We start from the raw sequence: 13,494 nt of genomic DNA, 5'->3' as shown, positions 1-13,494 counted from the left end.
ATTACTTGGGATTTTTCTCTTTCATTACATTTCGTAAGCAGAATTAATTATCTTCATAAAATTCTATCCTAAAAGTAACACATAAACATTTCCATGCATATTTTAGAGTAGACATAATATATAAATAAGGAGATGTTTTTGCGTGAAAAAACTAAGCTTTTTAAGCATTATTGTTGCACTAATGTTTTTACTCACTGCAACAGTATCCGCAGCTGTAATTTTAGTTGTTGGAACAGTCAACGATGACCCAAATGTACTAACTCCAGTTGGATATGTGTATTCCAAACATGATGTAACACCTCCTCTTCCTGATTCATTCACTATTCCTGGAGTTATAACAGTAAACATCGTAAACACTGATATCGGCCAAGGAGTATCCTGGGTTAGCCAGATACCTATCTATGCAGTAATTGTAAAAGGAGGGCCAGGTTTTAACGAATATATTTACACTAGTGACGTGCGCAGCGATTACTTCCTGTATGCTCCTATTAACCCTAACACAGGCAGGCCATACGACGTGAGTCATGTGTCTGTCATATACAAACCTGTAGGAACTCCTACACCGACTGTTACTGCGACACCGACTGCTACTCCTACTAAAACACCAAAGCCTACTGCTACCCCTACTGAAACACCAACACCGACTGCTACTCCTACTGAAACACCAAAGCCTACTAAAACACCAAAGCCTACTGCTACTCCTACTGAAACACCAACACCGACTGCTACTCCTACTGAAACACCAAAGCCTACTGAAACACCAACACCGACCGCTACTCCGACTGTTACACCGACGCCAACTGTTACTCCGACAAGTACAGCTGTATGTCCTACACATACTTGTCCACCAAAACCTCCGTGTCCTATAACTCCGTGTTTTTGTATCCTTTTGATACTACTCGCATTAATTGCATTAGCAGCCATATTGTTATTGATATGTATGTGCTTAAAGAAACATAAACATGATAAGTGCTGCAAAAAGTAGAATAAATTAAAAACAGGAAGGTGATAATCACTCATCACCTTCCTGTTACTATACTCTACATATAACCTTTACACTTCAATACCATTAAACAACTTTACACCTTTTGATGATATAAACCTGTAAAGCATAACATCCATAAGACCAAACCCAATAAAAATAATACCGCAAACCATAAATATGTCAAATTCAAATTCAACCGACACAAATACAGTTAACCCTGCAAAAATGGCACCTACAAGCATATTAAACAAAACATTCAAATTCTGCTTAACAGCCTTTTGCTCGTTGTCCCAGTGGAGTTTTGGATTGAACAGGTCAATTATTACTCCGGTAAAAGAGATAAATATTATTCCAACTAGAGCAGCTATAGCTATCAGTATTATCATATATAATGGTATCTTCAAAAGCACTCCGGCAATTATAAGCATAAGCGTCAAACCTATAAGAGAAATAACCACACCTGAAAGTACTTTTGCCATTATCTGAACTTTATATGGAGCAGGCAAATATTTGCTTACATACAAATTTTGGCCTTCCCTTGATATCGATGATGATGTTACAGCATTAGATGCCGAAATAAACATTGCTGCTGCGAATCCGGCTGCAATAACAATACCTGCATATTTTTCATTTTGCAAAAAAAACTTGAGACTCTCAAGATCACTGAGATCCTGTGACTGAGTAAATAATGGTATTAGCAAAACTATAGGCCATATAAAATTAATCAAAACGCAGTTCATAAAATAAATTGGGGTCCTGAAAAGAATGTTTAGCTCTTTTAGAGTACATGCCTTTAGTTTTGATTTACGGGTGCTCAGCTTTCCAATTTCATCACCGCTGACCTTCTTTCTCTTTGCTGACATCTCAGAAATACCAATTACACCTCTAAAATATAGGATCTCGCCAATATACAAAAACAATATAAAGCTTACCAAAGTAATTAAAACAAAAATAAACAAATTAGTTATGCCATTAATATTGGAATTGTTGACAATACTTAATGCTGCAAACCTTGCACCAGGAAAAATTCTTGCAACTAAATCAACCATTGAATTCTTCCCCTGACTAAACATTTGCTGAAGTTGCTCCGGATCAGCGCCCCGTGATGCAAACTTCTGTATCACAGAGTTAAACCCAATAGCCCCAAACATTGCTATTAAGCCTCCTACCATTTTAAAACGATCCCTATTTCTAGCGAGTCCAGTAAAACGCATAATTATCATAACCATAATTGAAGCAATTGCAAGAGGTACAACAGGAACAAAGACAAAAACCACCAATGCATAGATGTAATACATCAACGATGCTCCACTTTTTATGGCATAAACAATAAACAGTGGCAGCAATATTACAATTTCAGTAAGATATTCATATATTACCGTGACTAGAAACTTCGCCCCTATTATTTCTGAAGGCTTTAGGGGAAGCGGAAGAAGGTTTTCGACATCATCTGAATAGTAAAAGACATTAATTATATAAAACACGCCGAAGAAAAATATGGTAAATGACGTTATTGCAACTCCAAGACTTATGATTACCTCTTCCTGCCCTATAATTTTAAGTGAATCATACAGCATAGAAATAAAAGAAATGAGACCGGTAACAACAGGTACAAAGCACAAAGCAATTAGAAATATAAAAGCTATCTGCCTTATTTTCTTTTTACCATTTGCCTTTATACCAAAACCATTTTTAAGTAGTACTTTTGTCAGTAGAATAAGTTTATTGCCCATTTTCAGTCAACTCCAAAAACATTTTTTCAAAAGATTGGTTGTTCTTAAAATGCTCTCTCATTTCTTCAAGCTTTCCTGCAAAAAGTATCTTACCCTTATTGATTATTGCAACTTTGTCACATAACTTTTCAGCCACCTCAAGTACATGCGTTGAGAAGAACACCGTATTTCCCCCGGATGCATGCTCTCTCATCATTTCCTTCAAGGTAAATGACGATTTTGGGTCCAGCCCTGTCATCGGCTCATCTAATACCCACACAGGCGGGTTATGTATTAACACACCCATAATAACAATTTTTTGGCGCATACCATGTGAATAGCTCTGGATCTGGTCATAAAGTGCACTGGACATTTCGAATCTCTCAGCAAGGCTTTCAATCCGTTGCTTTCTGTCACCCGCTGACACATCATACATATCCGCCATAAAATTCAGATATTCTATTCCTTTTAATCTCAAAAATATGTTTGGGTCATCCGGCACAAACCCGAATTTCTTTTTTGCCTCTAAAGGACTTTCGTTTATATCTGTCCCGTTAATTCTTATATTTCCACTGTCAGGCCTTAAAATACCTGTTATCATTTTTATAGTTGTGGTTTTTCCAGCACCATTAGGTCCCAGGAAACCAAATATTTCGCCATCCTCTATTGTAATACTCAGGTTGTCAACGGCTTTTAATGCTCCACTATAGGTTTTCGTTATGTTTACAACTTCGATCATACCTATTAGCCTCTCTTGTTAGTTTATAGTTTATGTGTATATCTTAACCAATTTCCATTAGAATGTAAACTACTTTTTTAAATCTATCCCTGCACCTTACTATTCTCGCTACCATCAATTTTTACTCTATAAACTTTGGACATATCACTATTATTATGGTAGTACAGCCAGTCTCCAATTATATCAATTATGGTGCTATCAAAGCTATTGAGCCTGGTTCTGTTTGTTCCATCTACTTTCACCTTATATAAACTGCTTCCGTCTTCTTCATTAACGTAATAAATCCAGTCATCAATAACCCTTTCAAGTGGAGAATAATAATACGTCAAAATCCCCGAATCGGACGAATACGAAAAACCTGAAGGCATGTCGGAAACAATCATTTCTGTATCCTCGGTATCTTTTGATATTCTATAAAGTCCGCCCCCTAAATTCCATTTATACGCCTTACAGATAATATAATCCTCTGTAAAGTACGTTACAGATGTTATTGATCCGTTATTGATTTCCCGAACTCCTGTGCCGGATTCATTTAATCTGTTAAGTATGCCTTCTCCATCAATAAAGTAAATTTCCCCGTCATTCTCTTTAAGAGAGTTTATGTCACCTTCATATACTTTTGTTTCATCAGCGCCATCAGTTCTAACTTTATAGATCACATCCCCAGTTTCTTCCGAAGTGTTTAAATAATAAATAAAATCATTATCCAAAACTATTCTTTCAGCCCTATTCTTAGTTAGCTTTGAAGATGTATAATCAACAAGATTTAATTTTACAATACTATTTTCTGAATCCAAGTAAAAGGCATTGTCTCCATTAATAATCCGGTCCCCATTCAGCTCACTTATCCGTGTAAAATAATCACTATCGACATTGCAGGAAGGATAAGGGCTTTTTTCCCATCTATGGTCAATAGCTATCTGCTTGTCGGATATGTTAAAGTATGTGTGAGTTATGGAGTCATTTTCTATTTTTGTATTATCCTTATCTATATTGTCAAAGGTAACATCCAGGTGAAAATATTCTCCATCAATCTTAACTATATTCCAGGCATGGCCAATCCATCCCTTTTCTCCATCTGAATCACCATGCACAAACTCATTCTCTATTCCAACCATATTCAATAAAATCTGCATTGTCCTGGCAAAACCATCACAAACCGCAACCTTTTTAACCAAAACACCATAAGGTTCGTGTGATTCATCAGGCACTGTATCTGCCAGATAGTTTTCATAATCATAGACAGTGTTGAAAACCAGATAGTCATGAAGTGCAAGTTCCTTTTCCAGATCGGACATACCGGGTTTTACAACCTTTGCGACTATATCTTTTGCTTTAACCATCATATCATTATATTTTTCGAAAAGTTTATCATTCAGTTCAGATTCTTCCTCATAGTGTTCTATATAGACTTCTTCCAGCTTTTTCAAAGACTTCAGTGCCGATATATCCAATGTAGAATTTTCATAAATGTCCAAATACTTAAGATTGCTTAAGTTCTTAAGAGTACTCAGATCACTTATCTGATTATCTCCAAGATAAAGGTACTTAAGCTTCGAAAGAGAAGATAACGGTTCGATGTCTTTAATATCGTTTCCACCTAAATACAATTCCTCCAAATTAATTAGAGACCTGATCGGTGTTAAATCTCTTATAAAGTTTGTATGAAGATAAACTATTTTAAGATTTGTCAACTTAGCCAGTGGGCTGATATCTGCAATTTTATTTTCATTAAGGCTGATTGTTTCAAGTTCATGTAAACCTGATAGGAAACTGATATCCCCAATATTATTCCCTTCCATATAAATTGACTTGGCATTTTTCATATACTGAATACCTTCAAGGTTGGATATATCTGCTTCTCTAGCTTCTAAAACTTCTATCTGCTTTAAATCACTCGAAAATATATCTCCTGAGTATTTTTTTATTTTTTTTCTAATTATTTTTTTAAAATTACTGTCAGGAATATCAATTACATCCTGCGTCAGTATTGTAACTTTGCGTAAATTACCATCCCAGGAAACCTTTGCCCCAAGACTTTCTGATATAAATCTTGTCGGCACAAGAGTCCTACCTGAAATAATAGTTGCTGGCACATCCAGCTGAACTTCTTCTCCATTTACTGTAGCAAGCTTGCTACCTACAACAAGACTAATGCTTGTATTACCCCGATATCCCGTTATAGTCTTTGTTGCGCCAGCCCATTCTAACTCTGCTTCCAGTGCATCAAAAATAGCCCTTAAGGGAACCATCGTCCTGCCTTCTATTATTGTAGGCGGAACATCAAATTTTAATTCCTCCCAGTCCACAGACATCGTGATCTGCTTTGCTGCCGGAGCCGCTTGTACTGTTAAAAAGCTTTCTGAACACCAGAGTCCTGATACAATAATAAAAACTGTTAACGAAATCCATAGTTTAAAATTAAACCTGACCCTCACATGCCTCACCCTTAAATTAAAATTATTCTTGTATAATATATGAAATCAATAGTTTTCAATTGCAACACACCATTTCAACAAGGCAGAAGTTTTGCCTCGTTATATTATCCAACTCTATTTCTTAAAGCAAGTGTAATAAAGTATATACATGCCGAAAAAAGAACAATTGTTGCTCCAGTTGTTGAATTCCAGTAATAAGAAAGTATAAGTCCTGATAATCCTGAAACAAGGGCAATAAGGACGGACACTAAATGGTACTGCCTTACATTAACGGTCACATTCCTTGCTGCAGCCGCCGGTAGTACTACAAGCGAGTTTATGATTAGGAGCCCTACCCATTGAATTGCCACAGTTACTATTACTGCGATTGCGGATGTAAATATTATCTCAACCGCAAGAGTATTGATCCCTCTGCTTCTAGCCAATGATTGATTTACACTGATTAGGAGCATTTTATTAAACATAAGCAACCATAATGCAATTACACCTACAAAAACAATCAGCAGCATAACTATGTCGGAAGGGGTAATGCTAAGCAGATCACCATAAAGATAATTTGGTAATTTATTTTTTCCTCCAATAGAAAGAAGAATAAGACCCACTGATATGGCTATTGATGAAAACACACCAATGATCGTATCTGTAGAAGTTTTGCTTTTATTTTTGACAATTGTTATCAGCACTGAAAACGCTATTGAAAAACCAATTGCACCAAAAACAGGATTAAAAATCCCCATAATACTTCCGATTGCCATGCCTGTGAATGCTCCATGGCCTAATGCATCCGAAAAAAAGGCCATCCTATTATTAACTATCATTGTTCCAAGTATTCCGAAAATCGGAGAAATAAGCAACACCGCAAGTAAAGCATTTTTCATAAAATCAAGCTCAACCCATTGAAAAGGCAGGATAGTGTCTATAAGTGAATACCAAAAACTAATCATTGCTTCCTATCCCCCCCATTACCTTTATCAGTGTTCTCTTTATACCATGACATCCCGAAAGTTTTTAACAGCATTTCATTTTTACACATTTCCTTTGGAGTTCCGCTTCCCAAAACAGTACCCTTTACCAGTACAATTCTATCTGCATATTCCATTACAAGATCAAGATCGTGGGAAATAAGTATTATTGAAAGATCATAGCTATCTTTGAGCTCCATTAAGGTACTATAAAACATCTCAAGTCCATTTTGATCTATGCCCGAGACGGGTTCGTCCAAAAGCAAAAGATGTGGAATTGGCTCTAGTGCCAGTGCAAGAAGAACTCTCTGAAGCTCTCCCCCGGAAAGGGCACCTAAACGTCTGTCTATCAAGTATTCTGCTTTTACTTTGGCAAGACTTTCCTGTACCCTTTTCCTCAGCCCCTTTGGCTTGTACAGCCACGAAGGTGATCTTACAATACTTGACATAAACAAATCGAATACACTAACAGGTGATCCAGTATCAAAGTTCAAATGTTGGGGTACATAACCAACAATCAGCTTGTCATTCTTCTCCCCTTTGGAATCCATGAACTTTAACTCACCTGTATGCTTTACTTCTCCAAGAATAGCTTTTAAAAGAGTACTTTTGCCAGCACCATTCGGTCCTATCAAAGCTGTAAGCTCTCCACAATGTATATGTAGATTGACATCCTTTAAGACCTGAGTCTTTCCGAATGTCACTCCAAAGTTTTCAATTTTGGTACAACACAACCCACAACATCCATTCTGACAACATCCATTATGTTTTGTACTCATCATTTCAACGCCTCTAACAATACCTTTAAATTTTCATCCATAGCCTTTACATACGCATCCAGATCTGGATTTTCAGGACCTGTAACAACAGGATCCAATTCATAAACCTTGATACCTGTTTCCTTAGATACAGTCTCTACAGTATTTGTTGAATACTGTGGTTCTGCAAAAAGTGCTTTAACATTCGATTCCTTTATCTTCTTGATTGAATCAGCTAATTCTCCCGCACTAGGTTCGCTGCCCGACTCATTTTGTATTACCTCTACTATATTCAGATTAAACTCTTTTGCAAAGTATGGAAATGCCTCATGAAATGTCACTATGTTCCTATTCTTAATATCCTTTAAGGCACTAACCATTTTTTTCTTTTGGTCCTCCAGCTTTTTTACATATTCCTCAGTATTACTTTTATACTTTTCAGCATTGTCAGGATCAGCAACTGCCAGTTGCTCACCTATATTTTTCACTTCTTCTATTGCTCCAGAAATGCTTACCCATATATGTGCATTTACATTATGTTCCGATTCATCATCTTCATGCTTAACATCATTTCCTTCTTCTTCCTTCAACAACTCAAGACCTTTACTAGCTTCAACTATCTTAAGGTCAGGTGCTTCATTTATAATCTTCTCCAAAAAAGATTCCATACCTGCTCCGTTAATTACCATAATGTCAGAATCTTCAACCGTCTTCATATCTGCTGGAGACATTTGATAATCATGAAGGCATCCGGTCTTTGGTTCAGCCATATTAACTACACTTACTCCCTCAATATCCTTTGTTATATTTTGGGTAAATATATACATAGGATAAAAGGAGGTCACTATTTTAACCTTGCTTCCACCGGCAACATTACTTGTATTTTTCGTTCCATTATTGCTGCATGCACCAAATATCAACATCATTATTAATATTATCGGTAAAATCCTGATTGACTTCATAAAAACCTCCACGTATTTTTTCGCAAATGCAAATCATTTGCATTTATATTATACACCTATTTAAGTAAATGTAATACCCCTATAGATTATTTCCCCTAATTTTTTTACTTTTCAAACTTTTCAAAAAAAAATAAACTGCCTGGTCAGTGAAGTCCAGGCAGTTTAAAAATAGCTTTTAAATTCTTGGTATAACTTTTCTCAAAATTAGAATGTTTATTATAGTGTGGAATTTTCTGTGTCATCTTAATAGTAAAAATATTCGCCATCGATTCTCTTATAAAGAGTAACATTCTTGCTTTTGAATTTTACATTATTGAAATACACGCAGTTTTCCACATTATTTACACCTTCTAGAGCCATCTTTGCGGCAATAATACAGTCCTTTGAAGGTATTAATTCCTTAAAACCAGCTTTTTTCACAGGTGGAAACTGTCCACTGGCAAAAATAACATCATATACAGTATCGGGGAATTCCGGGCTCTTAACCCTGTTTAACACCACATTGGCAACCGCAACCTTCCCATTAATTGACAACCCCTTAACTTCTACGTGTACTATACGTGCCAGCCATATTAAATCTTCATCTGTATAAGATCTGTTTTCAATATATTGTTGTGGAACTACAATGCCTTTTTTATAAATCAATACGGAATAGGTTAGTTCGTCCCATTTTACATCGCAATCAAGATTTTCAGAAACAAACCTTAGTGGTACCATTGTACGCCCATTTACTATTTGGGCAGCAGCGTCCATTTGTTTCTTTTCACCATAAGCAACTAATTCCTTGCTGCCGATCAGTAGTTTTATTGCTTCATTTTCATTAGCATAAACCGCACCGGCAACAGTTTCATTTGCATTGGTTTTTACTTCCTTTTCCTCATCACTTTTTCTAATTAAAACTTTCTTTCCTTCAGGAAACCACTCAACTTTGGCTCCTAAAGCTTCTGCGATAAAACGTACCGAAACATAGGTCCTACCATCCTTTATGTACGGCTCGGAATCCATCTTAATACACTTATCGTTTACCTTTACTGTCACAAATATCTGCTCGGTTAACGTACTCGCATCACAATAAAACACTGAACTCAAACATACCATAATAACTAGAGCAATAAGAATGCCCTTTCTTTTTAAATTCCTCATCAAGACCTCCCTTTAAAATATATTTTATGGCTATGTACTATTCTACCATACAATCTATAGTTTTTGGAATAAGAAATTGACATGCATGATTTGGTATCTATTACAAATATGATAATTTTATATTTTTTACATTTCTGTTCCAATCTTGTGCCAGCAAGCATATTAATAGTAATAGTAAACTTATTGTTTTTGAGGTTTTATATGCCCGATTTTAGCCCAAACTCCTTGAGCACCCTCGATAAAGTGCGGACCAGCAGGGGAAATCGTGAATTATCCAATTATTTTTATAAATTTCTTAGAACTGATACTACTAAAGCTATCTCATTAATTAATGAGGATACGCTTAGCTTTCCATCGCTATTTTTGCTGGAACCTCAAATTAATCGAACTCCTATTAATCGATACTTGAATACACGGAATAAAAATGTTCTAATGCTTACAAACGCAATAAATTCTAAAAACTTTTCCCGTTTTAGTTACATATCACGCAATATTGGCGACAATACACCGTCAATACTAAAATGGATACTTGAAACTGGCAAAGATGAAAGCGGATTGAGGGGCCAATATGATAAAATTTTGGATTCTTGTTCTTTAATACTTGTCAGGGAATACAAAGACAATTCAATACTGCCTGTAGTCAGGGATATCATATATAATCGCAATAGAAAAGGTCTGTTTATTCATGACCTGGTCTGGGCATTTTTTGAATCGCGCGATCCAAACTGCATAATGATGCTCGCAGAAGGTCTGAAATCAGATGACAAAAAGGATGTTGAAATATCCAAAAAACTCCTAAGGTTTATTCCATGTGTCAAAAACAATACGCTTAATGAAGAGATGCAATACTTAAGTATATTTTATTGGTTTAGAGACAACTTTCCATTTTTATATTATACCGACGAGAGCTTCCAGCAAAAGCCTAACCCCTCACCTTTTGAAGTATCTTTAGCCTCTAAGTACCTGTACAAAAAAGTATCAGTTGATAACGGTATAATCGAAAGTGAACTAACTGAAGATGAGCTAAGGATTGAGAATATTTTTAACAGCATAGATGAAAAAAACAAGCTTCTACTCTCCAATTATTCATTTATTTTGCACAATCAAAACATCTATTTGTGGAACAACTGGATCCATAATCCGGTAAGTGAACAATTAAAAATAGCATGTGCTAGATTAGGAGGTACACTATGCTGATAATATCAGATAAAACTATTGATCCGGAAACTATATCCTCAAGTCTTAATCCTGATGAAATCCAGGCTAAAATACTGGGCATAATGCATACCAGCACTAACACATACAATTTCTCTTCAAATGAAGAACTTCTCTTTGTACTCAATATGAGAAAAAACATCGTAAAAGCTTCAAAAATGCTACTTAGAAGCCGTATACGTTTCAGAACATTTGATGAATCAGAATGTAATGAATACTTCTGGAAGAGAAGTGAGGAAGGTGGCTTTTTGGTAAAAGACGATATAAAACCCACGGATGCCATTAATGATATTTTTGAACACGGACGAATTTATGGCACTGAATGCGCTACTGCAATTGTCATCGTCTATTACAAAGCTGTACTGGACACTTTCGGTGATAATTTATTTAACAGTTTGTTCACTGATATTTATTTAATGGACTGGCAAAACCTCGATGGAAACCTTACTGTCATTAATTATAGAAAACCATCCGATTACTTTCCCGGGGACTGCAGATATTTCAGAAATCCAGATGTTGACCCTTTAACACCTGAGTGGCAGGGTGAAAACACTATTGATTTAGGGGATAGCTATTACTATGGCCACGGGCTTGGTATGTCAACTTCCGATGGCATAATTCATGCTCTGAATGCTCATAGAAAGGATGGTTCAGAAGTATCAGCGTATCTCCTTGAATCTTGTACACTCCCAGATTTTAAACACCTGTTTCATTTATTTAAGAATACATGATATCATTTCTACAGAATATGTTTCCTATACCACTATTTATCTGAGCACATATGTACACCCTTTATATTTCGTGGTAAAATGTTAGAAGTATTGAAAAAATTGGTGGAGCATTGTACATAATGAAAAAAATGGTTATTGGTGGAACTTACATTTATAGTGGAAAAGGATTTTCCAATAATGCCATCAGGAAAATCAGAGATGGCGGAATAATAGATCTTGGTTATTCTTCCTGGGAAAATGACGAGCAATGGATCGAAGTCCTTGAAGATAACTTTTTCATAGGCTTTATCAACAGTAAAACCAAATTGGTTGATCTTCGGAATTACTGCTATGTGATTCAAGATTCACTTTCTTGCTATGAAAAACCTGATTTAAATTCTGAAATTACTATTAGCTTATATCGCTTTGACAAAATTTATTTAATATCAAAATTGATTATCAAGGGACAACTATGGTTGAAAGTTTATGATAAACATGGCTTCTGTTGTTATATTTCAGGCAATTCATGTATTTGCCCCAACAAATTCATCCCCTATTCAACAACTTTAGCTGAAAGCACTATTATGTATGTTACTTCTGCCCGGAACGGTATATATAAACCTATAAGGTTAAAGAAGAAGACTAAGCTAAGTGTAAACAGACTCGTAGCTTACAGGCACAATACGGGTTTAGATACAAGTTCTCAATATTGCTTTAATGATGAGGATATGGAACTTATTTTTGGTGAAGAAGATTTATATACTCTTTTTGATGAAAGAGAATTAAATTTTCTTTTTGGTGGTGATTTCCTAGATACTCTAAACTACTATGATGATGTATGGCTGGAAATTTATGCTTGTGGTTTAACCGGATATGTACCTATTATTACTAAAACTGAAACTATCCCATATATTGAGCATTTGCCTATTGAAACTTTCATATCAAAAAGCACCTTTAACGAATTCATTAACCGTAACAAGCTGACAATCCCAGGAGTTATTTGTATAGCAACAAGTATAATGCTGCTTTTAGCTTTTCCTACATTTCCCGTTTCTGCTCTTTACCTTTGTGTTTTAGGTGTATGCCTCATACTTCTTAAATTTTTTTGCGCATAAACGACCATTTTAGGTTAATTGTACAATTCTTTATCTCCAAAATATCCAAAATATATAAAATACCCTGCAGGCAATAAACTCCTACAGGGCTAAACTGATCTATCTCAAATATTTACTCAAATTCCATACTTTCTGGTACATATTGGTTTTCCTTGTTTTCCCCTTGCTTTTTGAAAATAGTGCCAAAAAGGAATCTTACAAAGGGTTGTATAAAAAACAGTTGTGATAAAAGTGCAAATGGAAAATTGATTACTATTTTCTGCATCCAATTTGCAAGAAACTCTATGTTAATACCGTTATATAGAATGGTTGCGATAAAGCTCATCATTGGACACATGAGACCTACTGTTGCACATATGATTGCTGTTGTTATGATATATGGTTTTTCTTCAGCCGGGTTTACAACTTTGAAAGCCAGTTTTTCTGCTAGTGATCCTACAATAAATACTTCAAGTAAAAACGCAAAAACAAATTCAATTCCAACTATACCACGAGATGCTTTAAACACCTCATTGGACATTCCTCCCATGGAAATAGCAAGATTATAAAACACAAATAAATGGACCGTAATTGTAACAGTCAAAAAAGCAAAAACTACCCTCTGAAATTTTGATGTTGGCATAAATAACATTCTCCTTCCTTTAATTTAAAAATTTGATGCCATGATTTCTTATAGACATTAAAAAAACACATGACGACTGCTTAAACCGTAATCAGATTTACGTGCTAAGCACCACATGTGTCAGTTTTAATTC

Annotated in this window: 12 protein-coding genes; 4 read left to right on the top strand and 8 right to left on the bottom strand. The window is 35.5% G+C overall.

The features are described from left to right. The first annotated feature begins 142 nt into the window (after positions 1 to 142). On the top strand, positions 143 to 985 hold the full coding sequence (locus ACECE_RS31555; protein ID WP_205410217.1) for a hypothetical protein: 843 nt from the start codon (positions 143 to 145) through the stop codon (positions 983 to 985). A gap of 68 nt (positions 986 to 1,053) precedes the next feature. On the opposite strand, the gene ACECE_RS0222145 is transcribed toward ACECE_RS31555, so the two are convergent. The 7 genes from ACECE_RS0222145 to ACECE_RS0222115 all read right to left on the bottom strand — a co-directional run bounded on the left by ACECE_RS0222145 (position 1,054) and on the right by ACECE_RS0222115 (position 9,699). Further along, on the bottom strand, positions 1,054 to 2,718 hold the full coding sequence (locus ACECE_RS0222145; RefSeq protein ID WP_010251199.1) for a putative ABC transporter permease subunit: 1,665 nt from the start codon (positions 2,716 to 2,718) through the stop codon (positions 1,054 to 1,056). Next, positions 2,708 to 3,436, bottom strand: a complete 729-nt coding sequence (locus tag ACECE_RS0222140) for an ABC transporter ATP-binding protein (RefSeq protein WP_010251197.1) — start codon at positions 3,434 to 3,436, stop codon at positions 2,708 to 2,710. Before ACECE_RS0222140 ends, ACECE_RS0222145 begins: the two co-directional genes overlap by 11 nt. Positions 3,437 to 3,519: 83 nt before the next feature. After that, on the bottom strand, positions 3,520 to 5,874 hold the full coding sequence (locus ACECE_RS0222135) for a stalk domain-containing protein (RefSeq protein WP_010251195.1): 2,355 nt from the start codon (positions 5,872 to 5,874) through the stop codon (positions 3,520 to 3,522). A gap of 104 nt (positions 5,875 to 5,978) precedes the next feature. Then, positions 5,979 to 6,818, bottom strand: a complete 840-nt coding sequence (locus ACECE_RS0222130; protein WP_010251193.1) for a metal ABC transporter permease — start codon at positions 6,816 to 6,818, stop codon at positions 5,979 to 5,981. Then, positions 6,815 to 7,618: a metal ABC transporter ATP-binding protein gene (locus ACECE_RS0222125; protein ID WP_010251191.1), complete on the bottom strand. Its 804-nt coding sequence runs from the start codon at positions 7,616 to 7,618 to the stop codon at positions 6,815 to 6,817. Before ACECE_RS0222125 ends, ACECE_RS0222130 begins: the two co-directional genes overlap by 4 nt. Continuing rightward, positions 7,615 to 8,556, bottom strand: coding sequence for a metal ABC transporter substrate-binding protein (locus ACECE_RS0222120; protein ID WP_010251189.1), 942 nt, complete (start codon positions 8,554 to 8,556; stop codon positions 7,615 to 7,617). The genes ACECE_RS0222125 and ACECE_RS0222120 overlap by 4 nt, the downstream gene beginning before the upstream one ends. 243 nt (positions 8,557 to 8,799) lie before the next feature. Further along, entirely contained in the window at positions 8,800 to 9,699 is a 900-nt protein-coding gene (locus tag ACECE_RS0222115; RefSeq protein WP_010251187.1) for a stalk domain-containing protein, read from the bottom strand. 201 nt (positions 9,700 to 9,900) lie between these two features. On the opposite strand from ACECE_RS0222115, the gene ACECE_RS0222110 reads away from it, so the two are divergent. From ACECE_RS0222110 to ACECE_RS0222100, 3 genes are all read left to right on the top strand, one after another. Continuing rightward, positions 9,901 to 10,896, top strand: a complete 996-nt coding sequence (locus tag ACECE_RS0222110; protein ID WP_010251186.1) for a hypothetical protein — start codon at positions 9,901 to 9,903, stop codon at positions 10,894 to 10,896. Beyond that, positions 10,890 to 11,645, top strand: coding sequence for a protein-glutamine gamma-glutamyltransferase (locus ACECE_RS0222105; protein ID WP_010251184.1), 756 nt, complete (start codon positions 10,890 to 10,892; stop codon positions 11,643 to 11,645). Before ACECE_RS0222110 ends, ACECE_RS0222105 begins: the two co-directional genes overlap by 7 nt. Before the next feature lie 119 nt (positions 11,646 to 11,764). Further along, a complete protein-coding gene (locus ACECE_RS0222100; RefSeq protein WP_010251183.1) occupies positions 11,765 to 12,739 on the top strand; it encodes a hypothetical protein in 975 nt (324 codons plus the stop codon). Positions 12,740 to 12,851: 112 nt separating this feature from the next. On the opposite strand, the gene ACECE_RS0222095 is transcribed toward ACECE_RS0222100, so the two are convergent. Further along, positions 12,852 to 13,361 (bottom strand): DUF2798 domain-containing protein, encoded by a 510-nt coding sequence (locus tag ACECE_RS0222095; protein WP_010251181.1) that lies wholly within the window; start codon positions 13,359 to 13,361, stop codon positions 12,852 to 12,854. Positions 13,362 to 13,494: the final 133 nt, after the last annotated feature.

The organism is Acetivibrio cellulolyticus CD2, assembly GCF_000179595.2.
Lineage (GTDB): Bacteria > Bacillota > Clostridia > Acetivibrionales > Acetivibrionaceae > Acetivibrio > Acetivibrio cellulolyticus.
The sequence above is the reverse complement of the archived record's forward strand: the minus strand, read 5'-3'. Positions and strand labels throughout refer to the sequence as shown.